Annotated in this window: 32 protein-coding genes and 2 tRNA genes; 12 read left to right on the top strand and 22 right to left on the bottom strand. The window is 64.5% G+C overall.

Annotation, left to right across the window (positions count from 1 at the left end):
- Positions 1-239 precede the first annotated feature (239 nt).
- A complete protein-coding gene (locus tag QGG57_06105; protein ID MDP7007738.1) occupies positions 240-1763 on the top strand; it encodes a hypothetical protein in 1524 nt (507 codons plus the stop codon).
- Here the strand turns inward: QGG57_06105 and QGG57_06100 are convergent.
- Genes QGG57_06100 through QGG57_06090 form a run of 3 tightly spaced genes read right to left on the bottom strand, consistent with a single transcriptional unit; the run spans position 1735 to position 3628 of the window.
- Positions 1735-2187 carry a GNAT family N-acetyltransferase gene (locus QGG57_06100; protein MDP7007737.1) on the bottom strand — a complete coding sequence of 151 codons (453 nt, stop codon included), beginning with the start codon at positions 2185-2187 and terminating at the stop codon, positions 1735-1737. The two genes, QGG57_06105 and QGG57_06100, sit on opposite strands and share 29 nt — an antisense overlap.
- Positions 2184-3359 (bottom strand): transglutaminase-like domain-containing protein, encoded by a 1176-nt coding sequence (locus tag QGG57_06095; GenBank protein ID MDP7007736.1) that lies wholly within the window; start codon positions 3357-3359, stop codon positions 2184-2186. Before QGG57_06095 ends, QGG57_06100 begins: the two co-directional genes overlap by 4 nt.
- A 23-nt stretch (positions 3360-3382) precedes the next feature.
- Positions 3383-3628 (bottom strand): preprotein translocase subunit Sec61beta, encoded by a 246-nt coding sequence (locus QGG57_06090; GenBank protein MDP7007735.1) that lies wholly within the window; start codon positions 3626-3628, stop codon positions 3383-3385.
- A gap of 68 nt (positions 3629-3696) precedes the next feature.
- Here QGG57_06090 and QGG57_06085 point away from each other — a divergent pair, with 68 nt between their 5' ends.
- Positions 3697-3936 (top strand): hypothetical protein, encoded by a 240-nt coding sequence (locus tag QGG57_06085; GenBank protein MDP7007734.1) that lies wholly within the window; start codon positions 3697-3699, stop codon positions 3934-3936.
- Positions 3936-4211: a DUF5654 family protein gene (locus QGG57_06080; protein MDP7007733.1), complete on the top strand. Its 276-nt coding sequence runs from the start codon at positions 3936-3938 to the stop codon at positions 4209-4211. Before QGG57_06085 ends, QGG57_06080 begins: the two co-directional genes overlap by 1 nt.
- Positions 4212-4217: 6 nt before the next feature.
- Here QGG57_06080 and QGG57_06075 read toward each other — a convergent pair whose 3' ends face one another.
- Positions 4218-4784, bottom strand: coding sequence for a thioredoxin family protein (locus QGG57_06075; protein MDP7007732.1), 567 nt, complete (start codon positions 4782-4784; stop codon positions 4218-4220).
- A 132-nt stretch (positions 4785-4916) separates the two neighbouring features.
- Between QGG57_06075 and QGG57_06070 the strand changes: the two genes are divergently transcribed.
- The 4 genes from QGG57_06070 (at position 4917) to QGG57_06055 (ending at position 9458) form a co-directional block, all read left to right on the top strand.
- On the top strand, positions 4917-6296 hold the full coding sequence (locus tag QGG57_06070) for a phosphomannomutase/phosphoglucomutase (GenBank protein ID MDP7007731.1): 1380 nt from the start codon (positions 4917-4919) through the stop codon (positions 6294-6296).
- A 30-nt stretch (positions 6297-6326) separates the two neighbouring features.
- On the top strand, positions 6327-7103 hold the full coding sequence (locus tag QGG57_06065; GenBank protein ID MDP7007730.1) for a DUF92 domain-containing protein: 777 nt from the start codon (positions 6327-6329) through the stop codon (positions 7101-7103).
- A 58-nt stretch (positions 7104-7161) separates the two neighbouring features.
- Positions 7162-8802, top strand: a complete 1641-nt coding sequence (gene thsA / locus QGG57_06060) for a thermosome subunit alpha (GenBank protein MDP7007729.1) — start codon at positions 7162-7164, stop codon at positions 8800-8802.
- A 335-nt stretch (positions 8803-9137) separates the two neighbouring features.
- Positions 9138-9458: a hypothetical protein gene (locus QGG57_06055; GenBank protein MDP7007728.1), complete on the top strand. Its 321-nt coding sequence runs from the start codon at positions 9138-9140 to the stop codon at positions 9456-9458.
- A 15-nt stretch (positions 9459-9473) separates the two neighbouring features.
- Here QGG57_06055 and aceE read toward each other — a convergent pair whose 3' ends face one another.
- From aceE to QGG57_06030, 5 genes are read right to left on the bottom strand one after another with little or no spacing between them, the layout of a single operon-like run.
- On the bottom strand, positions 9474-12131 hold the full coding sequence (aceE, locus tag QGG57_06050; GenBank protein ID MDP7007727.1) for a pyruvate dehydrogenase (acetyl-transferring), homodimeric type: 2658 nt from the start codon (positions 12129-12131) through the stop codon (positions 9474-9476).
- Positions 12132-12158: 27 nt separating this feature from the next.
- Positions 12159-13277: a deoxyhypusine synthase family protein gene (locus QGG57_06045; GenBank protein MDP7007726.1), complete on the bottom strand. Its 1119-nt coding sequence runs from the start codon at positions 13275-13277 to the stop codon at positions 12159-12161.
- A complete protein-coding gene (locus QGG57_06040; protein MDP7007725.1) occupies positions 13274-13633 on the bottom strand; it encodes a DUF188 domain-containing protein in 360 nt (119 codons plus the stop codon). The genes QGG57_06045 and QGG57_06040 overlap by 4 nt, the downstream gene beginning before the upstream one ends.
- Complete coding sequence (locus tag QGG57_06035; GenBank protein MDP7007724.1) at positions 13630-14838, bottom strand: translation initiation factor IF-2 subunit gamma; 1209 nt, start codon at positions 14836-14838, stop codon at positions 13630-13632. The genes QGG57_06040 and QGG57_06035 overlap by 4 nt, the downstream gene beginning before the upstream one ends.
- A 1-nt stretch (position 14839) precedes the next feature.
- On the bottom strand, positions 14840-15226 hold the full coding sequence (locus QGG57_06030; GenBank protein ID MDP7007723.1) for a 30S ribosomal protein S6e: 387 nt from the start codon (positions 15224-15226) through the stop codon (positions 14840-14842).
- Between the two features lie 94 nt (positions 15227-15320).
- Between QGG57_06030 and QGG57_06025 the strand changes: the two genes are divergently transcribed.
- Together QGG57_06025 and QGG57_06020 are read left to right on the top strand one after the other, a co-directional pair.
- Positions 15321-16403 (top strand): DUF373 family protein, encoded by a 1083-nt coding sequence (locus QGG57_06025; GenBank protein ID MDP7007722.1) that lies wholly within the window; start codon positions 15321-15323, stop codon positions 16401-16403.
- The gene (locus QGG57_06020; GenBank protein MDP7007721.1) at positions 16400-17413 is read left to right on the top strand and encodes an HDIG domain-containing protein; all 1014 of its coding nucleotides are present in this window, start codon (positions 16400-16402) and stop codon (positions 17411-17413) included. The genes QGG57_06025 and QGG57_06020 overlap by 4 nt, the downstream gene beginning before the upstream one ends.
- Here QGG57_06020 and QGG57_06015 read toward each other — a convergent pair.
- The 4 genes from QGG57_06015 to QGG57_06000 are packed head-to-tail and all read right to left on the bottom strand — an operon-like array spanning position 17410 to position 21302.
- Positions 17410-18069, bottom strand: a complete 660-nt coding sequence (locus QGG57_06015; protein ID MDP7007720.1) for a hypothetical protein — start codon at positions 18067-18069, stop codon at positions 17410-17412. The genes QGG57_06020 and QGG57_06015 overlap by 4 nt on opposite strands.
- Before the next feature lie 32 nt (positions 18070-18101).
- Complete coding sequence (locus tag QGG57_06010) at positions 18102-19508, bottom strand: hypothetical protein (GenBank protein ID MDP7007719.1); 1407 nt, start codon at positions 19506-19508, stop codon at positions 18102-18104.
- 20 nt (positions 19509-19528) lie between these two features.
- Positions 19529-20173: an ABC transporter ATP-binding protein gene (locus QGG57_06005; protein MDP7007718.1), complete on the bottom strand. Its 645-nt coding sequence runs from the start codon at positions 20171-20173 to the stop codon at positions 19529-19531.
- 58 nt (positions 20174-20231) lie between these two features.
- On the bottom strand, positions 20232-21302 hold the full coding sequence (locus tag QGG57_06000) for a hypothetical protein (GenBank protein MDP7007717.1): 1071 nt from the start codon (positions 21300-21302) through the stop codon (positions 20232-20234).
- A 51-nt stretch (positions 21303-21353) separates the two neighbouring features.
- On the opposite strand from QGG57_06000, the gene QGG57_05995 reads away from it, so the two are divergent.
- From QGG57_05995 to QGG57_05985, 3 genes are all read left to right on the top strand, one after another.
- A tRNA-Leu gene (locus tag QGG57_05995) sits at positions 21354-21441 on the top strand.
- A 27-nt stretch (positions 21442-21468) separates the two neighbouring features.
- Positions 21469-21618: a hypothetical protein gene (locus tag QGG57_05990; GenBank protein MDP7007716.1), complete on the top strand. Its 150-nt coding sequence runs from the start codon at positions 21469-21471 to the stop codon at positions 21616-21618.
- Positions 21611-22522: an ROK family protein gene (locus QGG57_05985; GenBank protein MDP7007715.1), complete on the top strand. Its 912-nt coding sequence runs from the start codon at positions 21611-21613 to the stop codon at positions 22520-22522. Before QGG57_05990 ends, QGG57_05985 begins: the two co-directional genes overlap by 8 nt.
- Here QGG57_05985 and QGG57_05980 read toward each other — a convergent pair.
- The 9 genes from QGG57_05980 to QGG57_05940 form a co-directional block, all read right to left on the bottom strand.
- Complete coding sequence (locus tag QGG57_05980; GenBank protein ID MDP7007714.1) at positions 22498-22827, bottom strand: hypothetical protein; 330 nt, start codon at positions 22825-22827, stop codon at positions 22498-22500. The two genes, QGG57_05985 and QGG57_05980, sit on opposite strands and share 25 nt — an antisense overlap.
- A gap of 61 nt (positions 22828-22888) precedes the next feature.
- Positions 22889-22964, bottom strand: a tRNA-Pro gene (locus QGG57_05975).
- Between the two features lie 31 nt (positions 22965-22995).
- Positions 22996-23187, bottom strand: a complete 192-nt coding sequence (locus tag QGG57_05970) for a DNA-directed RNA polymerase subunit N (protein MDP7007713.1) — start codon at positions 23185-23187, stop codon at positions 22996-22998.
- A gap of 4 nt (positions 23188-23191) precedes the next feature.
- A complete protein-coding gene (locus QGG57_05965; protein MDP7007712.1) occupies positions 23192-23593 on the bottom strand; it encodes a 30S ribosomal protein S9 in 402 nt (133 codons plus the stop codon).
- Complete coding sequence (gene rplM / locus QGG57_05960) at positions 23593-23997, bottom strand: 50S ribosomal protein L13 (protein ID MDP7007711.1); 405 nt, start codon at positions 23995-23997, stop codon at positions 23593-23595. Before rplM ends, QGG57_05965 begins: the two co-directional genes overlap by 1 nt.
- Positions 23994-24365, bottom strand: coding sequence for a 50S ribosomal protein L18e (locus QGG57_05955; protein ID MDP7007710.1), 372 nt, complete (start codon positions 24363-24365; stop codon positions 23994-23996). Before QGG57_05955 ends, rplM begins: the two co-directional genes overlap by 4 nt.
- 43 nt (positions 24366-24408) lie before the next feature.
- Entirely contained in the window at positions 24409-25017 is a 609-nt protein-coding gene (gene purN, locus QGG57_05950; GenBank protein ID MDP7007709.1) for a phosphoribosylglycinamide formyltransferase, read from the bottom strand.
- Positions 25018-25043: 26 nt separating this feature from the next.
- Entirely contained in the window at positions 25044-25682 is a 639-nt protein-coding gene (locus QGG57_05945) for a 2,5-diamino-6-(ribosylamino)-4(3H)-pyrimidinone 5'-phosphate reductase (protein MDP7007708.1), read from the bottom strand.
- A 58-nt stretch (positions 25683-25740) separates the two neighbouring features.
- A complete protein-coding gene (locus tag QGG57_05940) occupies positions 25741-26034 on the bottom strand; it encodes a hypothetical protein (protein ID MDP7007707.1) in 294 nt (97 codons plus the stop codon).
- Positions 26035-26086 lie beyond the last annotated feature (52 nt).

Below are 26086 nucleotides of genomic sequence, written 5' to 3'. Positions count from 1 at the left end.
CAGAACCTATATTCGGGGCCGGGCGGACTTAGGACTGTATAAAAGGCTTTGGGCAACTCATTCTTCGTCAATAAACGAATTATATGCTAATTGGCATTCAAAATACGGGGATTGATAAATATATTCATTTCAAAATGTTTTTGTGTAAAGTGCTTATAAGCAGCATCCTGTGTCAACACTACATGCGTCGAATACTATTGGCACTCCTGATAGCCGCGCAGTTCGTTGCTGCGCCCGCCATGGCACCGACTGCCTGGCAGGTGGGCGACAGCTGGGCTGTGGGTAACGAAATCGACTTCAGCTGGGTCTTTGACGAGCTGACCGCCGAGTTGCGAACTGAACTCGATGACAATGTGGGAGACAGTGATTTCCCGGTGAAGAGTTACACCTATGACAATGAAGGAAACCTCGGGTTATACTACAGGGCTGAGGTGGTTGACGATTTCGATGCTCAGTATCACGTTGCGTCGGAGACAGGTTTCTACACGCATGTATCGACTGAGTGGGAAATGCAGATAGAGCAGCCCGAAGCAGGTCACTACGAGGATGTCGAAGAACGCTGCGGCGATGGTGACGGCGAGAACGAAAGTGACGAAGGAGGCTGTCGCTATTACTTCGCGAATGGCGACCCGGTTCCGCTGGTCGAACAGCCAGTCAGCCTCTTTTTCAGTGTTGACCAGGTTGAGCGTTTCAATACTGATAGCTGGTGGACTGTGGATGAGTATGACCTCACCAAGCTGGATCTGGTTCTTTCTCAAGGTACTGAATTCGAGTTTTCGCTCATGAACGTGCCCAACCTCACCGATTCCAACAACGGGGTTGACATTCGGTATGAATCGTTGAGCTGGGGCGGCAGCACTGAAGTAAGCCTTCACCTGCTGCTAGAGTTCGGCGAGCCGATGAATGTGCTTGACCTGCCGATTGAGGAAGATGAAATCTGGGGTGGCTCGACAACCGTTACAATCAGCGGCGACCTTGGCGGCGAAATCAACCTCGACAAGCCGGTATCATCCGCCTGTCCCGAGAGTGACTGTGACCTGTTGCCGGAGCTACAGGAGCTCTATCAGAACCTGACCGAGGGCTTTGCCGAGATGGACGTTGACCGCAGCTTCTCAAGCTGGGAGGACCTGTTCCCGCTCCATGTTCCGTCGAACTGGATGCAGGAGCTACTCGATGCGGCACTTGACGAAATGGAGGCAGAGGAACGTGACGCCTACGATGAGTCAGGAGTTAACCTCCGTATCGAGGGTAACCGTTTCCACTTCGGTCCGGTCGAAATCCCGGAAACGGTTCACTACAATTTTACCACTGGCAACCGGCTGGAAGTGCCGCTGGAGGATGGCACTACGGTTGAGGCGTTCGAGGTTGTTCCTTACGAGAGTGAGGAGCAGCACGATGACTCGGACGACGAGCCGTTCGACGATGGCGGCCGCGGTGGGCATGGAGAAAACGAACAGATGGAGTCAGAATCGCCATTCGAGGATATCGTTTTTCACTCCTACACCGCAGCCGATACCGGGCGACTGGCGTACGTGCACGTAGACGTACCGGTGCCAATGTCCGAGGATAGCACCATCTCGCTGGAAGCCGAGTCGGTAGGCAGCGCAGAGGCCGAGATAGCGCTCATGGAGAAGGCCGACCCGGCCAACCCGCAGCGCAACGGTCCCGCGCCCGAACAGTTTGACTCCGGCTTCTCCATCCCCGGCGTAGGTCTGTTGGCGGCGTTACCGCTTGCTATCGCTGCGCGGAAACGCCGCCGATAGGCCGTTCCATGACAACGGCGTCGCCGCCGTCCTGATAATAGCAGGGCAGCAGGTCGACGCTGCTGAAACCAAGGTGGCGGTAGAAATCGACCGCTTCGGAATCGACACGTGCCTCGAGGGTAACACGGAGGCAGCCGCGTTTGCGCCCGGCCGCCACCAGCATCTCTAGCAGCTTGCGTCCATGCCCCTTGCCCTGCACTCCGGGCGCGAGGACCAGGATGAGCACGCGTAGCTTGTCGCCTGGCAGCAGTGCCCCACAGGCGGCGCCAACCATCTTCCCGCCACGGCGTGCGATGGCGAAGCCGTCCGGCCATTGCGACTGAATTTTCAGGAACACCTGCGGGTTGTAGCTCTCGTCGAGATGTGTAGCAATGAACTGCATCAGCTCCTCGAGCTCCTCCGGCTGGAACAGGAGGTATTTCATGCCTCGATGCGCAGCTGGCCCTGCTCGCTGTAGCTGGCGACAGAGATATCCTGCGTGAAGCTGGCGCGGCCGCTGCCCTGGCTCGAGAAGAGGAAGTAGAACGCCTTCAGGTCATCGGGGTCGCCGTTGTCGACATACTCCGAGAGCCGGTAGGGTGGCATCCAGAGGAAGTAGCCGTTGGCGAGGTCGACCGTCACGACGGTGTAGTTTCCGCCGGCGAGCGGCACCAGCGCGTTGACCCAGGCGTGGCCGCCCCAGTCCTGCAGCCCGTCGGATGAGCGCGGAATCATTCCCAGCTCCATCCAGGCCGGGATTCCGGCCGCACGCGCGATCGAGACGTAGAGCAGCCCGAGGTCGTCGCAGTCGCCGTAGCCGTAGGCGAGCGTCTGCTCGCAGCTCTTGGGTGTTGTTCCGAGGACGTAGGTGAAATTGCCCATGACGTAGTCGAAGATATTGCGCAGGATGCGCAGCACGTTACCGTCGGTGCCATTGGAGAATTGCAGCGCCAGCTCCTGCACCTGCGTGTTGGAGGGCTCGACCTTCCACTCGTCCTGCAGGTAGCTGTCGTACTCGGAGGGGTAGTCGTTGACAGTTCCGGTCTCCTCCGCTTTCAGGTTAGACTGGATGGTCGAGACGGTGACGCTGTAGCTGACCGAAATCTCGACCCGTTCGCCATCCGAGATGTGCCCCTCCCAGAGCATCTTGCCGGCGTGTGTGTCGTCCCATGCCGGCGTCGCGTTGAGCGCGTGTATCTCCTGCCAGCTATTGCCGGCGCCCTGCGGGCCGCTGGGACGATGGCCCGGCTCGCTCAGCGCCAGCCGGTAGTCAGCCGATGGGTCCGAGGTGAGGAATATCGTAAAGTTGCGCATCACCGTCATGGTCACCGCTTCGGGGACTTCGTAGTAAGCGGTGTTCAGCTCCCCCCACAGGTCGTCGAGCTCGCGCAGGAAAGGCTGAGCCTGCGGCAGCGTCAGTAGTCCCGCCACCAGCAGCAGCGCCAGCAACGGTTTCAGCCAGCCGCGCCGCCGGCGGTAATGCGTGGCCTGACGGGGCTGCGCCGACTCTGTCACCGTGACCTGTGCCGGCGGGCGACCCGGCACCGCGACACCGCAGTTGGGACAGTTCGAACCGAGCGCTTCCAGCACGAAGCCGCAGTAGCTGCACTGCTCCATTGCGCCGGCATCTGCCGTAGCTATTAGAGAGTGCGCGAGCGCGAAATCCGGAATTCGTTAAGGACGATGACGGAGAGGCCGACAGCCAGCACGTAGGCTCCGGTCTGGAGGCCGACTGCCGTCGAGACCTCGACGACCATGATGGCGAGGATGCCACCCAGCAGGACGCCCCAGTGCGATATCTGCAACGCGTTGCTGTCCTCGGCGTCAAAATAGCGGATGAGGCCCGCGGCCGACTGGAAGCCCTGCGTCTTCTTCTCCTTCGCCATATGCGCGCGACCTGCCCCGTTTATTTAAGGATTGAGAACCTTTTAATCGGGACATCGGTCGCCGCGCGATGTATTGTCGCATGTGCATTGACGTCCACGGGCTGACGCCGACCAAGCTCAACGAACCGGAGCCGGCCGAGTACCTCGTTTCGCACTGTTACGAGGGCGACCTGAAGCACAAGCATTCCGAGGACGACGGGCTGCTGCAGCCGATGTGCAAACCCTGCCTCGAGCGGCTGCTGGATAACAGCGATATTCATGTCTTCAGCGCCTACCGGCTGGAAAAACTTGAACTGGAGGAAAAATAATGGGATTCGAAGAAAACGCAAAAAAACTAGATGTCCGCGCTATCATCCTCTCGTCAGTCATGACCGCCTTCGGGCTGGTCATTGCGCTGGCGTGGAAGGATGCGATCAACGCCACCGTCGCCTACGTAATGCCGAACAATGACGCCTCGACCCTTTACGGTGTCTACGTCGCGGCGGTCAGCGTCACGCTGCTCGTGACAGTGCTGGCGTGGCTGGTGATGCGCGCCAACCGGCAGATTGAAGAGCGGCTCGGGCTTGACGACGACGAGGACTGAGCCCGGTTATTCCCGCCACTTGATGTTGCACCCCAGCGCCGGCAGTTGCGGCTCCGCGACCGGCTCGCCCGTGAGCAGCGCCTCGAGCGCGTCGCGCAGCTCTTCGTGCTCGACGCGCTCGGGCTCCTGCCAGTTGTCGTCGAAGCGTCCCCGGTAGGCAAGCCGCCGTTGCGGAGCGGCGCCGGCGGCGGGGCCATACAGGAAGAAGTCGGGCGTGCACGCCGCCCCGTAGGCGCGCGCGACAGCCTGTGTTTCATCGTAGAGGTAGGGGAACGGGTAATCCTTCACGCGCGCGCGTTGCGCCATTTTCGCGGGCGCGTCGTCCGGAAAGCCTTCGGCGTCGTTGGCGCTGATGGCGACGAAGTCGGCGCGGCCCGCGAAGCCGCGCGCCAGCGCGATGACGCGCTCCTCGACTGCCTGCGCGTAGGGGCAGTGGTTGCAGGTGAATACCACCACCAGCGCCTCGGCGCCGAAGTCGGCTAGTCGCCATTCACGGCCGGTACCGGGCTCTGGCAGCGCGAAGTCGGGTGCACGGGTGCCGAGCGCCGGCATCGTCGATTCGGTCAGGACCACGGCTGTCGAAGGCGCGACGCCATTAATGGCTGCGCATCACCTGGCGGGGCCGCGATAGCGTCATCGCCTCCGGCAACGGCGTATTGCCTTACGGGGCGCCATCTCTATAACGCCCCCCGAATGCGCCGTCGCATGGCGACTCCCCGCAACATATTTCGCGCTTACGACATCCGCGGTATCTACGGCAGTGAGCTGACGCTCGTGACCGCCGAGCGTGTCGGCGCGACATTCGCGGCATACCTTGTCAGCAAGGGCGCTTCCGGCCGCATTTGTATTGGACGCGACGCGCGCACCAGTTCTCCTGACCTCGAGGCGGCGGTGACCTCTGGGCTGCGCAGCGGCGGCTGCGACGTCGAGTCGGTCGGGATGGTGCCGATTCCGGTCGCCAACTGGTGGACCTGGCGCGGCGATTTCGCCGGTGGGGTCTACATCACCGCCAGCCATAATCCGGCCGAATACAACGGCATCCGCTTCCGCCACCCTGATGGGACTGGCTTTACCGACGGCAACACGGAAGTGCGCGACTTATTCTTCGCCGGCGAGCCGCTCGTATCCGCGGCCGAGGGCGGGCTGTCGCGGGTCCCGGAAGCGGAAGTGCTGGAACTCTTCGCGACTTTCGCTGCCGAGCGCATCGGTTCACTGGCTGGCATGCGCATCGCGCTTGACCCCGGCAATGGCGTCGGCGGCGTCATTCTTGAATCGCTCTTCCAGCGCTTCGGCGCCACGACCAAAATCATCAACGGCGAGCCCGACGGTCGCTTCCCGAACCGCCCTTCAGAGCCGGCGCCGAAGAATATCGGTGCGCTGATGGAGCTGGTCGCCGCGAGCGATTTCGACTGCGGCATCGCCTTCGATGGCGACTGCGACCGTTGCGTTTTTGTCGACAACCGTGGCCGTGCGGTGCCGACCGAGAAAATCGGCATCCTGCTGGTGCCCGAGCTGTTGAAGCTGCGGCAAGGACCGGTGCTGGCCAACGTCCCCTGCTCGATGGTGCTGGAGGACGAAATCCCGAAGCTGGGCGCCGAACTGGTCTGGATTCGGGTCGGCGACGTCTTTGTTTGCGAGGAATTGAAGAAGCACAATGCGATACTGGCACTCGAGATTTCGGCCCATCTCTTCGCCCCCGACCTTACGGAATTCCTGTTCGATGACCCGCTGATTATTTCTCTCAAGGTGCTGGAGCTGCTGCGCGCTTCCGGCCGTAAGCTTTCGGAGCTGGCGGACGAAATTCCGTCGCTGTCCTACGAGGAACTCAAGTTCGCCTGCCCTGACGATGTAAAATTCGACCTGAACGCGGCGTTGCAGGCCGACTTCACCGCGCGCGGTTACCGTGTCGAGACCATTGACGGCGTCAAGGTCTGGCTCGACGATGGCTGGGTGCTGCTGCGCCCTTCCAACACGCAGCCGGTGATGCGCATGTTCATCGAGGCGCGCACACCCGAACGGCTGGCGGAAATCCGGGCGGAGTTCACCGCCGAGTATGAACTGGCGCTGGCATCGCTCTCAGGCTGATTTTATATAGCCCCCAAGGTGCGCGCCAGTGTGGAGCTGGAGCCGTTCCAGATAGCACTGATTGCGCTCGCGAGCGGAGCGATTGCCGGCATCGCCTACAAGGCGCGCGTGCTCGACCTGGTTGGCGCCATTCTGGCGTTCCTGATTTGCTTCATCTCGGCCACGATGGGCCACTGGAGCTGGCTGTTGCTGCTGCTCATCTTTGTCGGCGGCTCGTTCCTCGCGACCCGTTTCGGCTTCCACTACAAGCTCCAGCTCGGCGTCGAGGAATCCAAGGAGGGCACCCGCGGCGGCACCAACGTACTCTCGAACGGTACGGTGCCGGCGCTGGTCGCGCTGGCCTACGGCGGCGGATGGCTCAGCCCTGAGCAGGCGCTGATAGCGTTCACTACCGCGCTGGCGGCCGCGGCCGCCGACACGCTGGCTAGCGAAATCGGGGTATTCGCGCCGGCGCCGGTGCTGATTACCAGCCCCCGCACGCGGGTGCCGCCGGGGACCGACGGCGGCATTTCGCTTATTGGCTCGCTGGCGGCGGGACTTTCGGCGCTGAGCATGAGCATGATTTCACTCGCTGTGTTCGTTCTCGTGGGCTGGCCCGAAGGTTTTGAATGGAAACAGGCAGGGAATTTCAACTTCCTGCTGCTTTTCCTGCCGACAATGCTCGGTTTTATTGGTTGCCAGCTTGATTCAGTACTGGGTGCGACTGCTGAAAGGCGGGGATGGCTGGGAAAAGGCGGCGTAAATTTCGTCGCAATCGGCATAAGTGCGCTCATTTCGCTGCCATTACTGGACTTTTTCCAAAATTAAACTTCATTTTCCCCAAAACAGTGTTAATTTTTTATATATCGCCTTACGGTGGCGCGCCATGATGTCCGGCAATACTCCCGTGCTCATCCTCAAGGAGGGCACCCAGCGCGACACCGGCCGACAGGCCACGCACAACAACATCGCCGCAGCCAAGGCGATAGCCGAAGCAGTGCGCAGCACCCTTGGCCCGAAGGGCATGGACAAGATGATGGTCGACTCGATGGGCGACGTCGTGATTACCAACGACGGCGTCACGATTCTCAAGGAAATCGAGGTCGAGCATCCGGCCGCCAAGATGATTGTCGAGGTCGCCAAGACGCAGGATTCCGAATGTGGCGACGGAACTACTACCGCAGTCATCCTCGCCGGCGAACTGCTGAAGAACGCCGAGGAGCTGCTCAACAAGGGCGTCCACGCCACCGCCATCGGCAACGGCTACCGCCGCGCCGCGACAGAAGCGGATGCCATCATGCAGAAGTATGCGCGCCCCATCCGGCGCAGCGAGACCGCCAAGCTCAGGGCGATTGCCGTCACGGCGATGACCGGCAAGTCTTCCGAAGCGATGGCGGGCTTCCTGGCCGAGATTACCGTAAGCGCCGTCCGGTCGGTTGCCGAGGGCAGCGGCTGCAACACCATGGTCGACCGTGATGATATCAAGATCCAGAAGAAGCAGGGCGCTTCCATCGGTGACACCGAACTGGTGACCGGCATAATTCTCGACAAGGAGCCGGTGCATACGGGAATGCCACGGTGTATCGCGAAAGCGAAGGTGGCGCTGGTTGATGCGGCGTTCGAAATCCGCAAGACCGAGTTCGACGCCAAAATCCAGATTAACGACCCGTCGCAGGTGCAGGCGTTCCTCGACCAGGAAGAGGATACCATCCGCAAGCTCGTCATGAGGGTGAAAAAGGCGGGCGCAAACGTCGTCGTCTGCCAGAAAGGCATTGACGACCTGGCGCAGCACTTCATGGCCAAGCAGGGTATCATGGCCATTCGGCGCGCTAAAAAATCAGACATGGAAGCGCTGGCGCGCGCGACCGGCGGTAGTATCGTCTCGAGCATCGACTCCATCTCCAAGGCTGACTTGGGCGCTGCCGGCCTCGTCGAAACGCGCAAGATTGGCGACGACGACATGACCTTCATCACCAATTGCAGCAACCCCAAGTCGGTATCGATCCTGGTCCGCGGCGGCACCGAGCACGTCATCGACGAAATCGAGCGCAACCTCGAGGACGCTATCGGCGTCGTCTCACTGGTCGTCGAGGACGGGCGCATGGTGACCGGCGGCGGCGCAGCCGAAATCGAGCTGGCGCTCAAGCTGCGCAAGTACGCGCCGCGCGTCGGCGGCCGCGAGCAGCTCGCCATCGAGGCGTTCGCGGACGCGATTGAAATCGTGCCGCGCACGCTGGCCGAGAACGCCGGGCTGGACGTCATCGACACGCTGATGGCGCTGCGCAAGGCGCACACCCGCAAGGGGCGCAACCCCCACGCGGGGCTGGACGTCTTCAGCGGCTCGGTCGTCAACATGCGCTCGCGCAACGTGATGGAGCCGTTGCGCGTCAAGACGCAGGCCATCTCGTCCGCCACGGATGTCGCGAGCATGATTCTGCGCATTGACGATGTCATCGCCTCGCGGGCGCCCGAAGAGTCGCCGATGCCGCCCGGCGGCGACATGGGTGGCGGCATGCCGGGGATGTAGGCGCTGAAACTATAATTTAGGGCTGGCGTCACTGTAGATTTCGTGGGCGAGCCCGGCGTGAAGTTCCCGCTTCTGAATCAGCGCGTTGGCTTCCGCGTGCTCACGGCAGCGCCACACATGGCGCTGCCGTTAATGCCGGAAAGGGGAGCTGAATGAATAAACAAATCAAACTTGTAATCATCGGGGGCATAATTATCATTCTGATTAGTTCTTTCTTTTTTCCAAGCAAGGATTATGTTGAATATGAATATAATCTTACGATTACGACGGGTTAAGAACAATCCTACATTCTATGGATTTCTATCCCCGAAGGTTGGGAAGGGTTTACTGATTATTTGGAAGAAAAGTCAGGTGATGTCAACTTTACACTTACAGATATTAACGGCCAGCCAGCCCTGAATGTAACCGGAAAGGGGAACACCTCATTAAAATTCTATATGGAAAGCGAGGAGCAGAAAATTTTTTCATATATAAAAAATTCGAACAAGAACGGAACAAAGATTTTTCTTCAAAGGTCGTCCAATGAGCCAGTTTCAATTTTGATGGAGGATACCCTTAAGAATTGGGAAACCCTCCATGATTCAAGAGAAAAAATTCAAATAACATTAACTACTGATGGGTGGCAATCTGTTCATATGGATTCGAGAGAAAGCTAATATTTATTTTAGATTTCAATAAGAATAGAACGGGTCGGCCAGCTCCGGGTCCACTCCGAGCGTCCTGATGGCGCTCGCGACGTCTTCCGCCGGGAACTTGCCTGATTGCGCGAGCGCGTTGAGTGCCGCGACGGTGATGTGCTCGCCGCTGACCTCGAAGAAGCTGCGCAGCTGCTCGCGGGTATCGCTGCGGCCGAAACCGTCGGTGCCGAGCGTGATGTAGGGGCCGGGCACCCACTTGCCGACCATGTCGGGCACCGCGCGCATAAAGTCGGTGGCGGCGATGGTTGGCATGCGCCGCTTGCCCAGCTGCTGCTGGATGAACGGCGTGCGCTCTTCCTCGGTGGGGTGCAGCCAGTTCCAGCGCTCGCACTTCAACGCGTCGCGCCGCAGCCCGCCGTAGCTCGTCACCGACCAGATTTCGGCGGCGACGCCGAATTTTTCTTCGAGTATCTGGGCGGCACGTAGCACCTGCTGCATGATTGAGCCGCTGCCGAAGAGCCGCACTTGCGGCTTCGCCGGTTTCCGGAAGCGGTAGATGCCCTGGATGATGCCGCGCTCGGCACGCGCTGGCTTGGGCGGCATGGCGTAATTTTCGTTGTAGAGCGTCAGGTAGTAGAGCAGGTCCTCCTGTTCGTCGACCATGCGCCGCAGCCCCTCGCGCACGATGACCGCGATTTCGTAGGCGAACGCCGGGTCGTAGGCAAGGCAGCACGGCACCGTCGCGGCGACCAGCAACGAATGCCCGTCCTGGTGCTGCAGCCCCTCGCCGTTGAGCGTCGTGCGACCGGCGGTCGCGCCGAGCAGGAAGCCGCGCGCGCGTGAATCAGCGGCGCACCAGATGGCGTCGCCGACGCGCTGGAAGCCGAACATCGAGTAGAAGATGTAGAACGGTATGGTCTGTTCGCCGAAGCTGGAATGGGCGGTGCCCGCTGCGGTGAAGGAGCTCATCGCCCCCGCCTCGGAGATGCCCTCCTCGAGAATCTGGCCGTCCTCCGCCTCGACGTACGACAGAAGCAGCTCGGCGTCGACCGGCGTGTAGTCCTGCCCGAGCGCGTTGTAAATCTTGAACTCGGTGAAGAGCGCTTCTATCCCGAAGGTGCGCGCCTCGTCCGGGACGATAGGGACGATGCGCTTTCCGAATTCGCCAGAGAGCATCAGGTTGCGCATCAGCCGTACGAACGCCATCGTCGTCGAGACCTGCTGTTCGCCGCTGCCGTCATCGAACTCCCTGTAGGTGTCGCGTTTCGGCAGCGCGACCGTGGTCGCGCTGCGATTACGTTGTGGGACGCAGCCGCCCAGCGCATCGCGGTGCGAGAGCAGGTACTGCACCTCCTCGCTGTCGTCGGCCGGCAGGTAGTAGGGGAACTCCTCCAGTTCGTCGTCGGAAATCTGCAGCTCGAGCAGGTCGCGGAAGAACTTCAGGTCCGGCGATTCGAGCGCCTTCTTCTGGTGGGTGATGTTGCGCGCCTCGAAGCCGCCGCCGAGCGCCCACCCTTTCACAGTCTTGGCGAGGATGGCGGTCGGTGCACCCTTATACGCCATTGCCGCCGCGTAGGCCGTGTAGACCTTCTGCGTGTCGTGCCCCCCGCGCCGCATGCGCGTCAGCTCGTCGTCGGGAATCCCGGCGACGAGATGCTGCAGCTCGGGGCCGAAGAATTGCTCGCGGATGTTGTCGGCCGACTCCACGGCGAGCCGCTGGTAGTCGCCGTCGAGCGTCTCCTCCATGCGGTGGAGCAGCAGCCCGTCGCTGTCGCGCGCCAGTAGCGGGTCCCAGTCGCTGCCCCAGATGACCTTGATGACGTTCCAGCCCGCGCCGAGGAACTTTGCTTCCAGCTCCTGAACAATCTTGCCGTTGCCGCGCACCGGCCCATCGAGCCGTTGCAGGTTGCAGTTGACGACAAACGTCAGGTTGTCGAGCTTCTCGCGTGCTGCCAGCGTCAGCGCGTGCAGCGTCTCCGGCTCGTCGCATTCGCCGTCGCCGGGGAATGCCCAGACGCGCGACTGGCTGGTATCGGCAATACCGCGCGCGTGGAGGTAGCGGTTGAAGCGCGCCTGATAGATGGCGTTGGTCGGGCCGAGCCCCATCGAGACAGTCGGGAACTCCCAGAAATCGGGCATCAGCCGCGGGTGCGGGTAGCTCGAGAGCCCTGCGGTGAACGCCTCGCGACGGAAGTGGTCCATCTGCGCCTCGCTCAATCGCCCTTCGAGGAACGCCCGCGAGTAGATGCCGGGCGAGGCGTGGCCCTGAAAGTAGACGAGGTCGCCCGGCCCCCGTTCCTTGCCGCGGAAGAAATGGTGGAAGCCGATTTCGTAGAGGCTCGCAGCCGAGGCGTAGGTCGAGATATGGCCGCCGATGCCGCCATGCCGCTTGTTGGCGCGCGAGACCATCATCGCCGCGTTCCAGCGGATGATGCGCCGGATGCGCCGCTCAATGCCCTCGTCGCCCGGATAGGGCGGTTCGGCGCTGGCGGGGATTGTGTTGATATATGGTGTGTTCAGCACTTCGGGAATTGCGACGCCCTGCCGCTGCGCCGCTTCGAGCAGCCGGTAGAGCAGGTTGCGCGCGCGGTCGCTGCCGCCCGCCTCGATTACCGCCTCCAGCGACTCAATCCACTCGCGCGTCTCCTGCGGGTCGCGGTCGGGCAACTGCTGCGTGAAGTCATCCTGCATGATGGGGCCGGGGCGATATTGGTGGAGTTAAAAGGATTGGTCGTCGAAGAACCGCGCCAGCCGTTGCGGCTGGCGCGGTTGTTCCAGCCGCTTGTGCCAGGCGTATGCGACCAGCAGCGGGAACGTCAGGGAGGCTTCGCCCCACACCATGACTTCCTCGATTTTGCGGTCGTTCTTGCCCCATGAAATCGCCTCGCGCAGCGTCGACCCCGAAAGGCCGCCGTCGCGCACGTCGGCGACCGAGAGCTGGATGCCGAAGCGGTGACGGCTCGGTGTATGCCCTAGCATCTCCGCCGCAATCACCGCGTCCTGCGCGTAATTCTTTGGAACGCCGCCGCCGACGACCAGCAGCCCGGTATCGCCGGCCCACGCCTTCAGTTCGGCCAGTTCGTGGAAGTCGCGGATGCTGTCGATTCCGACGCTCTGCTCGAGCCCGCGCTGCGCCTGGTGCATCACCAGACCCACGCCGACCGAGCAGTCGTTGAGCGCCGGGACGAAGATGGGCACGCCCATTTCGAACGCGACCTGCAGCACCGAGTCCTGCACTCCCTCGGCTGAAGCGAGCCAGCGGCCGCACTCAGCGAGGAAGGCGCGGCTCGAGTAGCGTCCTGGCTCCATGCCATCGGCAATCCGGATGTAGGTGGCGTCCACCTGCCGCAGCGCCAGCTCGTCGAGCAGGTGGTCGTAGACCCGGTCCACCAGCAGCTCCTGTAATTCACCGTCGTCCATATCGGGCCGGCAGTGGTAGTGCGAATGCCCCAGCGCCTCGAGCATATCCTGCTCGAAGAGCGCCCCGGTGCAGACCAGCAGGTCGGCCAGTCCGCTGCGGAGGCTGTCGATGACCACCTGCCGCATCCCGGCGCTGAAAAGGCTTCCCGCCAGCGACCAGATAATACCCAAATCCTCATGCGTCTGGCGCTCAAAGAGCGCCGCCGCTTCGCCCAGCTGCCGTCCCTGAAAGCTGCCGCTGCGCATCGTGTCGAACAGCTGCACCGTGCCGGGGTGCTCGGCAACCCGGAATTGCCGTACGGGGTCGCGCAGCAGTTCCTCGCGGCGCGCCTGCTGGGCAGGGGTAAAATCGCCTGCGGGGATTGGCGGCGGAGTGGTGCGTTCCCGGCTTTCGTCGCTGGCTGCCGCCTCGCTCATTCTGCTGGCAGCAGCTCCAGCTTGTAGCCGCCGCGGGGGCGTAGCACGCGCCCGCGGTTCTCGAGGATTCTCTCGACGAGTTCGCGGTCGTTAGTTGCCACTACCGCGCCGCGCCGTGCCGCCTCGAGCAGCACGTTGTCGACGCCGCCGATACCGAGGTTGATAACCATCATTTCCTGGCAGAACTCGGCCGCCGACTTCGCGTCAGGTGTCCCGAGCATCTCCAGCTCCTCGAGCACGCAGTTGGCGATGCGGATATCGCAGCCCGGCAGCGCCTCGTTAATCGCCTCGCGGAAGTCAGGGCCGCCCGCGAAGGGCCAGAGCAGGATGTTGGTATCGGGGAAGACGAGGGTCATGCTTGCAGGATTCCATAGCCAATCAGGTGCCAGCGTGCATCGATGCGACGGCTGATGGCAATCCGCTGTCCCTCAGCCGCGCAGACCGGCAGCTTGAGCGAAGCTTCGAGCCATTTTTCGTTAACCTGAATCGGGATGCCGACGGTGGTCGAAGTCCCGACGGTGAGCATCAGCGGCTCTTTCGTGCGCAGCGCTTCGACCTGCTGGCTACCGCTGGTGCCGACCGCCCGGTCGAGCAGCTGCACCTCCATGCGGAGCTTCTCCAGCACTGGCGGCAGTGTCCCGGGGCGACCGATGAGCGAGCCGAGCATTGAATCAGATTTCGTAATCGTCGGGTCGAGCCCGGTGCCGATGGCGACCAGTCCTCCCGCAGTCACGCTCTTGCGTTCGCTGCTGCCGCTGTGCAGGCTGGTGACGCTGGTCGTGACCGGTTCCCAGCCCTTGCTGGTCTTGCGTCCCGGCCGGATTTCGATTTCGTCCCCGAGCGCCAGTTCGCCTTCGATGAGCGAACCGCCAATCACGCCTCCCCTGAGCTTTTTCGGCAGAGTCCCGGGGCGGTTGATGTCGAACGAGCGCGCGATGTTCATCGCCAGCTCCGCCTGCGGGTTCCGCTCGGGCGTCGGGAAAAGTTCTTCGAGCACCTCAATCAGCAGGTCAATGTTGCGATTGTGGTGCGCCGAGACCGGCACCACGGGGGACTCCGCCAGCGTGGTGCCGGAGAGGAATTCCCTGATTTCAGCGTAGGACTCCTGTGCGCGCTGCTCGGAGCAGACGTCAATCTTGTTCTGCACGACGACAATGTTCTCGAGCCCCATCGTCTCTAGCGCCGCAAGGTGCTCTCGCGTCTGCGGCTGAGGGCATTTCTCGTTGGCGGCAATGAGCAGGATGGCGGCGTCCATGATGGCCGCCCCGGAGAGCATGATTGCCATCAGCGTCTCGTGGCCGGGCGCGTCGACGAAGCTGACTGTACGCAAATACTCGGAGCCTTTTTCTTTCAGCGAAGTGTAGCGGTAGCCACCGTTCTCCTTGACGCGGTAGAAATCGGCGTCAGCGTAGCCCAGCTTGATGGAGATGCCGCGCTTCTGTTCCTCGGAGTGCTGGTCGGTCCAGCGGCCGGTCAGCGCCTGTGTCAGCGTAGTCTTGCCGTGGTCGACGTGGCCGACCATGCCGATGTTGATTTCCGGCTGGGAGGTAGCGCCTGCCAAGTCATTCCTCCGCCCCGAGCAGTTCCTCGACCGGTTTAGGCCCATACTCGACAATCTTCAGGTTGAGCTGCGAGACCTCGGGTCCGAGGTCCTGTCCGCGCACCATCTTGCGCTTGCGCTGGCCGGGGCGCCGCGGGTTGAAGCCGGTCGAGCCGCTGAGCATCAGCCGCTGCCGTCGCCCACCCGGAAGGCCGGGGCGCATCGGGACGCCCGAGCCATCGCTGCCGCCGGTAATTTGCAGCCGGTAGCCGGGGAGGTTGACGAAGATACCGTCAATTTCATCGCCGATGGAACGGCCGATAAGTGCGCTCGAGTCGCTCTCGGAGAGCGCGTGGTTGAACGCTTTGCGCGACTTCGGGTCTGAGATTGTGGTTTTGAACTCCGCCATGTTGCACCTTGAACGGGAGTTGGCGCTCAAGAAGGGTCGTATATAAAACGCGCGGAGCAGATGGTTAAATATACCGGGGGTGCCTCGAAAGCGCATGGTTACGCTGGTGCTCGCGATAGATCGCGACAACGATCTCGGCCGCAAAACCGGCATTCGCAGCCCTGTCATCGGGCGTGATGCCAACCTTGCCGCGGCGCAGGAACTGGGGCTCGCAGACCCCGAGGAGAGCGACACCAACACTATGCTCGCCGCGGTACGGGTCTACGACCAGCTGATGAAGGATGACGCCGATGTCGAGGTGGTGACCATCTGCGGCGACGTGCGTGTCGGCACGCGGTCCGACATGAAGATTGCCAACACGCTCGACCAGGTGATTGCGCAGACGCACGCCACGCGCGCGGTAATCGTGAGCGACGGCGCCGAGGACCGCGAGCTGGAGCCGATTATCCGCAGCCGGCTGCTGATTGACTCGACGCGGCAGGTGGTTGTGCAGCAGTCGCGCCCCATTGAGGACACGCTCTACACCATCATCCACAAGATGGAGGACCCCAAAATCCAGCGCAAGTTCATCCTGCCGCTGGCGCTGACCGCCTTCGTCTGGGGATTGCTGGCGCTGATGAACAAGGGCGAGATTGCTAACGGAGCTATCCTGCTGACGCTTGGCGGCTACATGCTCATCAAGGTCGCGGGCTGGGAAGATGAAATTCGCAAATTCTATCACGACTTGCTTAGCGGTACCAGCGAACGGGTTTCGCTGACCGCCTACATTATCGCGGCGCTGCTGCTGATTATCGGTGTCGCGCGAGGCCTTGACGCGATGCAGGAAGTCGCCAGCAAGGGAATACTGGCGATGGTACTCGGCTTCATGTCGCTGGAAGGCGTCCTGCCGCTGCTGCTGGCGGGGCTGCTGATTATCGAACTTGGCCGTACTGTCGACAACTACCTTCAGGGCGGGACTTTCAACTTCAGCATCGTGACCTTCTTCTTCACCGTTACCAGTCTCGGCCTCATCGTGGCAGGCTTCGTCGAAATCGTCAACGATATCTTCGTCCTGGGTGACTTCATCTCAACCAAAGTGCAGTATGTCCTTGGCGGCATCATCTGGGCCTTCATCGGTTTCCTGGTCAACGACTCCATTCGCGACCGCCAGGACTCGTCATTGCCGGGCGAGGAGTGAAGCCCCACGTCCTGCGCATCGGCCACCGGCCGGAGCGGGACAAGCGCATTTCGACGCACGTTGCGCTGACCGCGCGTGCCTTTGGCGCTGACTGCATTACGCTGCACCGCCCCGACTCGCGAGTCGTCACGACGGTCGAAGACGTCGTGCAGCGCTTCGGCGGCGATTTCTCCATTGCGACCACAACTCGCCCGCGGGCGGTCGCGCGTGACTGGCGCGGCAAGGTGGTGCACCTGACCATGTTCGGCACCCCGCTGGCTGAGGCGGCGCCGCTGCTACGCCATGAATCGGAACTGCTGGTAATCGTCGGCGCCGAACGGGTGCCGCGCTGGACGTTCGAGCTGGCGGACTGGAATGTCGCCGTCGGCAGCCAGCCGCACTCGGAAGTCGCGGCGCTCGCAATTCTGCTCGCCGAACTCGAGCCGCGCTGGGCCCAGCCGGAACTCGACGGCGAGCTACAGGTCATCCCGAGCGCGCAGCGGCGACGGCTGGCGGCTATCCCGACCGCGGACGAGTGCCTCGCGCTGCACGGCGGCGCGGGCTCGCCCGCGCCGCTGCTGGCGCACTGCCGCGCCGTCGCTGAAATGGCGGCCGCGGTGACTGACGCACTGAGCGGCAACGTCGCGCTCGCGAACGCTGGCGCGCTGCTGCACGACATCGGCCGCACCCGCGCCGCCGGCGTCGAGCATTGCGCGCTCGGCGCGGCAATGGCGACGGAAGCGGGCTTCCACCCCGGCGTGGCGCACATCATCCGCGCGCATGTCGCCGGCGGCATCCCGCAGCGCGAAGCTCGCACGCTGGGACTGCCGCCCGGCGACTACCTGCCGCGCACGCTGGAAGCACGGGTCGTCGCGGCGTGCGACAACCTGCACGCCGGCAGCCGCCGCCGCCCGCTCGCCGACTGCACCGCGTGGCTCGAGTCGCAAGGGCTCGCAGCGGCAGCGCGCCGCGTCACGCGGCTGCATCGCCGGGTTTCGCGGCGCCTCGGGCGCGACCTCGCCGAGTTCTAGTTTTCGGCTGCGTCGGCGCTGGCATCGTTAGCTTCAGTTTCACCAGCGTCCGCTTCTGCGTCAGGTTCATCGCCGCTATCCGCGACCGCACCGCGCTCGAGTGAGATGTGGATGAAGCTGACGCGATAGGTGCCTTTGCCCGACGAGCGCGGCGCGTTATCGGTGCCGATTTTGACGTTGGCGACCTGTACGTCCGCCTCCTCCAGAAAGCGGTGCCGCACCTGCTCGGAGACGTTCACGGCGTTGGAAATGGCCGGCCCCAGCGCGCGCAGCACGACGCGCCGGATGTCCTCGCGGGCGAAGAGTGCGATGATGTCGGGGAAATAGATGAAGGGGTCTTCCTGCCCGATGAAGACCGTCCCGACCCCGTTCTTGATGGTCTTGCGCACGCCGTGCCGTCGCTGGTGTGGCGGGCGTCCGCCCTGCTGCCGGCCGCCGCGTGGCTTGCCGCGACCGCGGTCGTCGCGCCCCGGTTTGCGCTGGCCGCCGTGTGGCTTGCCGCCGCCGCCCTTGCGCGACTTTCCGTCGTGGTGCTGGCCCTTGCCCTTTCCACGCGCGGGCTGGCGCACCTCCTTGTCGCCTTGCGGTTTTTCGTCGCCGCCCTTGCGTGGCTTGTCGTTCGGGCTACCGTTGTCGCCCTTACCATCCTTGGTCATGGGAGCGCTCGCACCGGCCCGTCGTATATAAACTAGTCGAATTCCTCGCCTGTCCAGCGATGCTCGATTCGGCCGTAGAAAAGCTGTGTTGCCAGCAGCAGCACCAGGCAGGTGAAGCTCAGGGTGACCATCACCACCGGCAGCGCCTGCTCCAGCGCCATGCTCAGGATGGCGAGCAGCACCATCGGCGGAGTGCTGACCAGGAAGAAGCGCGCGAAGATGGTCGCGTCGTAAAGCGACGAGTTGGTGCGCAGGCCAGTAATCCAGGCCGTGTAGCTGACGACGTACAGGCCCACGGCTGCCATCACGAAGATGGCGAGCGGCAGCAGCCGCAGCTCCCTGCTCAGGAGCGCAATCAGTCCCATGAATAGCGCCGGAATCCACCACGTCACCGCTGCGAACAGCACCAGCCGCGCGCGCACCAGGTCGGGCACCTGTAGCGGCAGCGTGGCGTAGAAGCTGCTGTCGTCCATCGTGTTGAGCCACGAGTAGAGCATCGTCCCGAAGAAACCGACCATCACGCCCCAGAAGATGGTGTTGAACTCGACTTCCAGCGGCAGTCCGCGGTCAAGGAACCAGTTGACGAAAACCAGCATCGTCAGCGGCGCCGCGAACGAAAAAACCATCTTGATGCCGGTCCGCGACCGCTGCAAATCCAGCCGCTCCTTCGCCACCACGGCCGGGATGGCCCAGCGACGGCTCCATTCGCTGCCGGCCAGCGTCTCGCGATACTCCTCGCGGTAGCCCTGTGCCGGCGGCAGCGCCTGCTCGTGGAATTCCCCGACGAGCAGCGTCGCGACCAGCGCTGGCAACAGCATCAGCCCCCAGCCGAGCAGTATCGGCGGGCTGCCATCGAGATACCACGCCAGCTGCGGCAGCCCGTCGCTCACAAGCATCGCGCCGAATGCCAGCAGCATAGCGCCGCCGCCGGCGACCGCCGCGTAGAGCGAGCGGCGGTAGAGACTGGCGACCAGGAACGCCCCCGCCAGTCCGGTGCAGAATGATGGCAGCAGGCTCGCCAGCAGCAGCAGCATGCGGTCGGGCGCGATGAAGCTCCAGTGGGTGCCGAGCAGCGCGCCGAGCGTGAGCGGAACGAACGTAAAGAGCGCGTAGAACGCCAGTTCCTTGCAGAAGTATATTCCCATGACACGCCGGTAGGTGAGCGGCTGCGTCTCCGGCAGGCTGGTGACCAGTGCGTAGTGGCCGAAAATGCGCTCAAGGAAGTCGCTGCCGAAGAACGCCAGCCCGCCGGTGAAGAGCCCGTAGAACAGGAAGCTGAAGTGCAGCCCCAGCAGCACTTCGTGATACGGCACCCCGGCGACCAAGTCCTGCGCCAGCGCGGTGGCGAGCAGCCCCGCACCGACGACCAGCAGCGGGAAGAGCCAGAAGCCGCGCCGGCTGGCGAAGCTGCTGTTGAGCCGCACCTCCTCCTGCAGCATGCGCCAAAGCAAAAGCCGGTTCACGCAACCATCTCGTGGAACAGCGCCTCGAGCGTCGTCCCCTGCGACCGCAGCTGCTCCAGCTCGATGAGCGAACGGATGCGGCCACGGTGGATGATAGCGGCGCGATTGCAGAGCCGTTCAGCGTTCTCGAGCATGTGAGTGTTCAGGAACACCGTCCCGCCCCCCGCAACATACTCGTCGAGCCAGTCGCGCACTTTTGCCTGCACCAGCGGGTCAAGGTTGATGAACGGCTCGTCGAGAAACAGCACTTCCGGCTGCGCGATGAACGCCGCCGCCAGCAGTACCTTCTGCCGCTGCCCGCGCGAGAGCGTGCGGCAGATACGGCCTTCGGCCTCCTCGAACTCGAAAAACTCCAGCCACCACTCAACCTCACCCTCGCAGCCCCGCACGGCCACCACCAGCTCGAGCACCTCGCGCGGCGTCAGGAAGCTGGGGGGCGTTGACTGTTCGGGGACGATGCCGGCGCGGCTGCGCACCTCAAGCGGCTGCTGCGCGACCGGCAGGCCCAGCACCTCCGCCTCGCCGCTGGTGGCGCGAATCTGCCCCGTCAGCACTTTCAGCAGCGTTGTCTTGCCGGCGCCGTTGGGGCCGAGCAGTCCGAAGAAGTCGCCCCGCTCGACGCTGAAAGAGACGTCGCGCAACGCCTTGACGTCGCCGTAAGCCTTCGACAGCGAGCGGACGGTCAGCGCCGGCAGCGGCTCACCCCTTGCGGCCCAGCATCATCCCGATGGCCGAGCGGATGACTGACTTATCGTTGCGGCTGACGGCCATCGCTTCCTCGTCGTCGGCGAGAACCTGGTCGCGCAGCTTGAACATCACCTGCTCCCAGCGCAGCGTGCCCTTGCCCGCGAGTCGCACCGGCAGCGGCAGCAGCTCCCAGGTGCGGTTGACCACCTGCCCCCGGAACCATTCGTCGTCGAGCACCTTGTCGCGTCCCTTGCCGGCAGCGCTGGCGAGCGCCTTGCCGACAATCGCCGCGACGAGCACACCATACGTCGGCCAGAGCTTGTCGTGCGCGACCGCGACCGCCGCGCCCGCCTTGCGGCCAGCCGCCTCGCCGCCCCCCTTCACAGCGGCGGCGCCGGCCGATGCCGCACCAGCCGCCGTTTCCGCGGCCGCGGCCGCCCCGCTGGCAGCTGCGCCCGCCGCCGCGACGGCAGCGCTCTCGGCAACATCTGCGGCGGACTTCGCCGCCTCGACCGCCATCCCGGCCGCAACTCCGGCACCTTCGCGGGCGGCGTCTCCCGCCTGCCGCGCCTTCCCGGTGGCGCTGGCGCCCACCTCCGCGGCAATCTCGAGTGCGTCGCCGGCGATGTGCACCGCCTGTTCGACCGCGACTCCGCCCAGTTCGCTGGCGCCCTCGGCCAGCTGCTCGCCCTTACGCGCCGCCGTCTCGACGACGCCGGCGCCAATCTCGGCCGCGTCCGCGGCGAGTTCGCTGCCCTTCTCGAGCGCGACTTCGCTGGCGTCGGCCGCCACGTTGGCCGCCGTCTCGACGACGTCCGCCGCCACGTCGGCCGCGACCGCCACGCCCTCCGCGGTCTTTTCGGTAGCGACCGCGGCCGCCTTACCGCCGCTGCGGACCGCCGTGCGGGTTGCCCCCTTCAGGATTTTCGCCGCTTTGCCTGCAAGCTCAGCGCCCGCCTCGACTGCGGCGCCCGCGACCGCCCCGGCGGTATCGATCACGTCACTTGCAGTTTGCTCGGCTTTATCGACTGCGGCGTCAAGGTGCGGTTCGCCCCCTTCTGCCGGCTTGCGCTTGCGGGCCATGCGACCGCAACCTGCAGCGCTAATAAATGCGCTGCGCCGTAACACGATGGCGCGGGGGTCGCATAGCATGGCCGATTGCGCCGGGCTTAGGACCCGGTTCCGAAGGGATTCGTCGATTCAAATTCGACCCCCCGCACCATTTATCTGCCTGCGAGCCTGCCCCTTCGTGGCTGAAGGTGAATCGGACGAGCCCGCGGACGACGAAGACGAGCAGGAAACTGCGGAGCGCAAGCGGGTCACGAAGCGCGACCGCAAGGCGAAGCGCAGCTACAGCCGCTACCGCCACGGCGGGCGGCGCGGGACGCGCGATGGCTGAAGCGCTGGTGGCAGGAACCGCGGCGCAGCCTAGGGCGAAGGTGGAAACCTCCGCCCGGCTGCTCGCGGTGGTCGAACTCGGCGGGACGCGCTGCCGCGCCGCCATCGGCCGGGTGCATGCCGGGAAGCCGGGCGCGGTCGCCGAACGCTTCGAAATCCCGACAGGCGACCCGCAGCCGACGCTCGCGGCGCTCGCTGAGTGGCTTGCCGCGCGCGGACCGTTTGCGGCCGTCGGCGTCGCCAGCTTCGGGCCGCTAAGGTTAGACTCCGCGGCGCGCGATTACGGCCGGCTGCTGACGGAGAGCAAGCCGGGCTGGCGCGACGCCGATGTGCTGGCGCCGTTCCGCCCGCTGGCGCAACGGCTGGCGCTCGAGACCGACGTCGGCGCCGCCGCGCTGGGCGAGCAATTGCAGCGCGGTGGGCGCGGCACGCTCGCCTACGTCACGGTCGGGACCGGCATCGGCGGCGGGCTCGCCAGCGACGGCCGCGTCCACCACGGGCAGCTGCACCCCGAGATAGGCCACTTGCGCGTCCCGCACGATGGCAGCTTCGCCGGCGTTTGCGCCGCCCACGGTGATTGCTGGGAGGGGCTCGCGTCAGGCCCCGCGTTGGCGGCGCGGACTGGTACGCCGGCGGAGGCGCTGCCGGACGGCGACCCCGCCTGGGCGACCGAGGCGGAGCTGCTGGCGCACGGCCTGCACGCTATCACCGCCGTCGCGATGCCCGATACCATCGTGCTCGGCGGCGGCGTAATGCAGCGCGCAGGACTGCGCGCGGCGGTCGCACGCCGGCTGGCGGAGCTGAACGCCGGCTTCGCGCCGCTGCCGGAGGTCGCCGCGCCGGCGCTCGGCGAGGATTCAGCGCTGGCCGGCGCGCTGCTTCATGCCAGCACCCAGAGCCGGTAATCGCCGCTGTAGCGCAGCTGGTGGCCGAAGTGCGCCGGCCGGTGCTTGAGCAGCTGGAGCCCGCGATAGGTGCGGTTGAGTAGCATTGACGCCACCACTGGCTGCGGCAGGTCGATGGTTCGCGCCCGCCGGAAGCCGTGGCGCGCCAGCAGCCGTTCGTAACCGGGCGTGCGCGACGATGAGATGTGGAGCTCCGGCTCGCAGCGGCATAGCTCCACCAGCTCCCCGGCGAGACCGTCGCCGCCCGGTTCTGCCAGCGGCGTGCGCAGCAGCCGCAGCGCCGGGCCGGGAGAACGCGAGCGCATCGCGACGGCAGTGGCGGGCGGGTTTAGGGATATGCGCCGCGGGCTCTGGAATTGCAGGTCATGGTGGGCCCGTCCGGATTTGAACCGGGGTCTAACGGCCCCCAGCCGTCAAGGATGCCAAGCTACCCCACGGGCCCTGTTCGTGGCCACGGTGCGGCCGTAATAAAATCAGTCGTAGGGCAGCACTTCGTCAATCAGGTCGGTGTGCGCCATGTAGATGCGGCGGCAGCAGTAGCGCTCGATGCCCAGGTCGTTCATGACCTCGGCTCCGTTCTCGCCCTTGGCGACTCGCTCGCAGAACTTTTCGTAGTGGCCACCAATGACCTTGTTGCATGTGAAACAGCGTACGGGTATCAGCATTTTCTCACCTGTATGATTTTTGTCGCTTTGCGCGCGCCCCGCGCCCCATGGGGTGCTTGGGTTCCTTGCGTCGCGTGTCGTTGACCAGCAGTGCGCGGTCGTAGCTCATGAACAGCGCGCGTAATTCTTCGTCCTTGAACCAGTCGACCAGCCCACGCGCAATCGCAGTACGGCTCGCCTCGGCCTGTCCCATCACGCCTCCGCCCTCCACCTTGACCGAGACGTCGATGCGGTTAAGGCGGTTGCCCGCCAGCTCGAGCGGCTCCATAATCTTGAGCCGTGCCAGCTCCGGCTGGTAGTATTCGACCGGCTTGCGGTTGATGCGCACGCAGCCCTTGCCGGAGCGGAAAGTGGCGCGCGCAATCGCGGTCTTGCGCTTGCCGCTGGTGTTGACGACCTTTACCATCAGAATTTCGCTCCCAGCTTGCGCGAAACGTCGCCGAGCGTGACATGCACCGTCCCCGAAGTCATCTGTGCCCGCTCAATCGTTTCCGGCTTCTTGGCGCCTGCGGGGCCGATGTCGACCCGTAGCCGCTTGAAGGCGGCGCGGCCGCGCGGCGTCTGGTAGGGGATCATGCCGCGCACCGAGCGCTTGAACATCAGGTGCGGCATGCGCGGGTAGAATGGCCCCTTGCGCTCGTGGTTCAGCTGCCGCTTCTCGGTATATTCGCGGAAGACCGAATGGCGTGCGCCGCTGACCACCGCCTTTTCGGCGTTGACCACGTGCACTTCGTCGCCGTTGAGCAGCGCCTTGGCGACATAGCTTGCCAGTCGTCCCATGATGCAGCCGCTCGCGTCGTAAACCTTCATCCCATCAACCTCACGCCGGCGCCTTTCGGGTGCGCCTTAAGCATTTCCGGCAGCGACAGGCAGCTGCCTCCGGCCGCCTCGACCTTTTCGCGTGCCGATGCGGAGAAGCTGAATGCGCCGACGGTGAGCGGCTTTGAGATGGCGCCGGAGCCGAGCAGCTTGCCCGGGACGACGACCGTCGCTTTTGCCTCAGTGTGCCGCTCGAGCCGCGAAATATTGATGCTGGGCCACGTCCGTGCGGGGCTCTCCAGCCGACCGGCGACCGCCTTCCAGACGGGGGCCTCGTTCTCGCGGGCGGCCTGCTTCAGGCTGCCTACCAGCGACTGCAGATGCGCGTTGCTTTTGCGGTCGATTCGCTTCGGGGCCATACGGGGGCGGCCGGGCAGGACGCCCCATATATAAATCTGCAGGCTACTTTTCGGGCAGAATCCTGACGGTATCACCGTCGACCTCGAGCCGTCCCGCCGCGAGCAGTCGCACCGCCTTCGGCAGCAGCCGGTGTTCGTGCGGCAGGATGCGCGCCGCGAGCGTCTCCGCGTCATCGCCCGGCAGCACCGGCACCGCCTGCTGCAGGATGACCGGGCCGGTGTCGACCCCGTCATCAACGAAGTGCGCTGAGCAGCCGCTCTCCGCAACGCCGGCAGCCAGCGCGTCGCGGTGCGCGTGCGCGCCGGGGAAGAGCGGCAGCAGCGCCGGATGAATGTTCAGGATGCGGTACCGGAACGCCCTGATAAACTCCGGCGTCAGCAGCCGCATGAACCCTGCCAGCACGACCGCCTCGGCGCCGCGGTCGCGCAGCAGCACCAGCGCGCGCCTGTCAAACTCGGCGCGCGCCATGGCACCGGAGTCGATGAACTCCCACGCGATACCGGCCGCCTCGGCACGCGCAACCGCCGGCGCGTCGCGTTTGTTGACAATCAGCAGCACCAGCTCGGCGCCCGGCAGCTCGCCCCGCGCGCGGGCATCGATGAGCGCCTGAAAGTTGCTGCCGCGTCCCGACGCCATCACCGCAAAGCGCATTGCGCCGGCAGCGCCCCCGCGCTAAATCAGCCGCGCCGCCATGTCAGCAGCACGCCGTCGCCCAGTCGTTCGGCGTCCGCGAGCGTGAAAGCGTGCATCTCGCCCGGCGTTGCCGCGCCGGGTCCGCCGGCGACGGTCGGCGACGTCACGCCGCCAATCAGCGTGTTGGCGACGAACTGGGTGAACTCGTCCCACAGCCCCGATATCAGGAACGCCCAGAGCACCGTCTCGCCGCCTTCGACCAGCACCTTACGCACCCCGCGCACATGAAGCAGCTCTAGCAGTCGCGTCAGGTCCACCGCGCCGTTACCGCACGCGACCACTTCTGCGCCGCGCAGCTCCCGTCGCCGCGGCCGGCTGCCGGTGGCGACCAGCGTTGGCGCGTCGCCCTGTAGCACCCGCGCCGAGCGCGGCGTCCGCAGCGTCGTGTCGAGCACCACCCGCAGCGGGCTCTCGCCGGCCGCCAATGCCGTGTCAAGAAGCAGCCGCGGGTCGTCCTGCAACACGGTGCCGATGCCGACGATGACGGCATCGCATTCCGCCCGCAATGCGTGCACTCGCCGGTGGTCGTCGTCGCACGAGAGCCGCACCGGCCGCCGGTTCGCCAGCGCTATCTTGCCGTCGAGCGACGCGGCGCAGTTCACGATGACGTAGGGCCGTTCCACGCGCCGCGCAGCAGGCGGGGAGTTATAGGGGATGCGTAGCTACGCGGAGATGCGTAGTTCACTCAGTCTGGAAATTCCTGAACCACACCCTGCCCAGCCACCAGACGCCGAGCCAGTAGAGCAGCAGGCCGGGAGGGCTGAGCAGCGCCAGCAGCAGGAGCAGCAGCGGGACCGAGCGCGTCAGCCATGCGGGCCACGCCGCGGCCGGGGCGTAGCGCAGCGCGCTCCAGAGCGCTGCGCTCCAGCTGGCGAGCGCCGCGCCCGGCATCAGCAGCAGGATGCCGAGGATTATCATCCTGAACCGCGCCTGCCCCGTCTCGGCTGCCAGCGTCAGCAGCGTGGTCAGCGCCACCGCCAGCAGAATCGGTCAGAGCGCCAGCCAGCCGAGCCAGCGCGGCGGCGCA

It is taken from the genome of Candidatus Poseidoniia archaeon, assembly GCA_030748895.1.
Classification (GTDB): Archaea; Thermoplasmatota; Poseidoniia; order MGIII; family CG-Epi1; genus UBA8886.
This window is presented reverse-complemented; position numbering and strand designations above follow the sequence as displayed.

What these genes read in the sequence shown, in the direction of transcription:
- QGG57_06105 (MDP7007738.1), top strand. Translation starts at nt 240, where the DNA reads ATGGCACCGACTGCCTGGCAGGTGGGCGACAGCTGGGCTGTGGGTAAC.
- QGG57_06100 (MDP7007737.1), bottom strand. Translation starts at nt 2,187, where the DNA reads ATGAAATACCTCCTGTTCCAGCCGGAGGAGCTCGAGGAGCTGATGCAG.
- QGG57_06095 (MDP7007736.1), bottom strand. Translation starts at nt 3,359, where the DNA reads ATGGAGCAGTGCAGCTACTGCGGCTTCGTGCTGGAAGCGCTCGGTTCG.
- QGG57_06090 (MDP7007735.1), bottom strand. Translation starts at nt 3,628, where the DNA reads ATGGCGAAGGAGAAGAAGACGCAGGGCTTCCAGTCGGCCGCGGGCCTC.
- QGG57_06085 (MDP7007734.1), top strand. Translation starts at nt 3,697, where the DNA reads ATGTATTGTCGCATGTGCATTGACGTCCACGGGCTGACGCCGACCAAG.
- QGG57_06080 (MDP7007733.1), top strand. Translation starts at nt 3,936, where the DNA reads ATGGGATTCGAAGAAAACGCAAAAAAACTAGATGTCCGCGCTATCATC.
- QGG57_06070 (MDP7007731.1), top strand. Translation starts at nt 4,917, where the DNA reads ATGGCGACTCCCCGCAACATATTTCGCGCTTACGACATCCGCGGTATC.
- thsA (MDP7007729.1), top strand. Translation starts at nt 7,162, where the DNA reads ATGATGTCCGGCAATACTCCCGTGCTCATCCTCAAGGAGGGCACCCAG.
- aceE (MDP7007727.1), bottom strand. Translation starts at nt 12,131, where the DNA reads ATGCAGGATGACTTCACGCAGCAGTTGCCCGACCGCGACCCGCAGGAG.
- QGG57_06045 (MDP7007726.1), bottom strand. Translation starts at nt 13,277, where the DNA reads ATGAGCGAGGCGGCAGCCAGCGACGAAAGCCGGGAACGCACCACTCCG.
- QGG57_06040 (MDP7007725.1), bottom strand. Translation starts at nt 13,633, where the DNA reads ATGACCCTCGTCTTCCCCGATACCAACATCCTGCTCTGGCCCTTCGCG.
- QGG57_06030 (MDP7007723.1), bottom strand. Translation starts at nt 15,226, where the DNA reads ATGGCGGAGTTCAAAACCACAATCTCAGACCCGAAGTCGCGCAAAGCG.
- QGG57_06025 (MDP7007722.1), top strand. Translation starts at nt 15,321, where the DNA reads ATGGTTACGCTGGTGCTCGCGATAGATCGCGACAACGATCTCGGCCGC.
- QGG57_06015 (MDP7007720.1), bottom strand. Translation starts at nt 18,069, where the DNA reads ATGACCAAGGATGGTAAGGGCGACAACGGTAGCCCGAACGACAAGCCA.
- QGG57_06010 (MDP7007719.1), bottom strand. Translation starts at nt 19,508, where the DNA reads ATGCTGCAGGAGGAGGTGCGGCTCAACAGCAGCTTCGCCAGCCGGCGC.
- QGG57_06000 (MDP7007717.1), bottom strand. Translation starts at nt 21,302, where the DNA reads ATGGCCCGCAAGCGCAAGCCGGCAGAAGGGGGCGAACCGCACCTTGAC.
- QGG57_05985 (MDP7007715.1), top strand. Translation starts at nt 21,611, where the DNA reads ATGGCTGAAGCGCTGGTGGCAGGAACCGCGGCGCAGCCTAGGGCGAAG.
- QGG57_05980 (MDP7007714.1), bottom strand. Translation starts at nt 22,827, where the DNA reads ATGCGCTCGCGTTCTCCCGGCCCGGCGCTGCGGCTGCTGCGCACGCCG.
- QGG57_05970 (MDP7007713.1), bottom strand. Translation starts at nt 23,187, where the DNA reads ATGCTGATACCCGTACGCTGTTTCACATGCAACAAGGTCATTGGTGGC.
- QGG57_05965 (MDP7007712.1), bottom strand. Translation starts at nt 23,593, where the DNA reads ATGGTAAAGGTCGTCAACACCAGCGGCAAGCGCAAGACCGCGATTGCG.
- rplM (MDP7007711.1), bottom strand. Translation starts at nt 23,997, where the DNA reads ATGAAGGTTTACGACGCGAGCGGCTGCATCATGGGACGACTGGCAAGC.
- QGG57_05955 (MDP7007710.1), bottom strand. Translation starts at nt 24,365, where the DNA reads ATGGCCCCGAAGCGAATCGACCGCAAAAGCAACGCGCATCTGCAGTCG.
- purN (MDP7007709.1), bottom strand. Translation starts at nt 25,017, where the DNA reads ATGCGCTTTGCGGTGATGGCGTCGGGACGCGGCAGCAACTTTCAGGCG.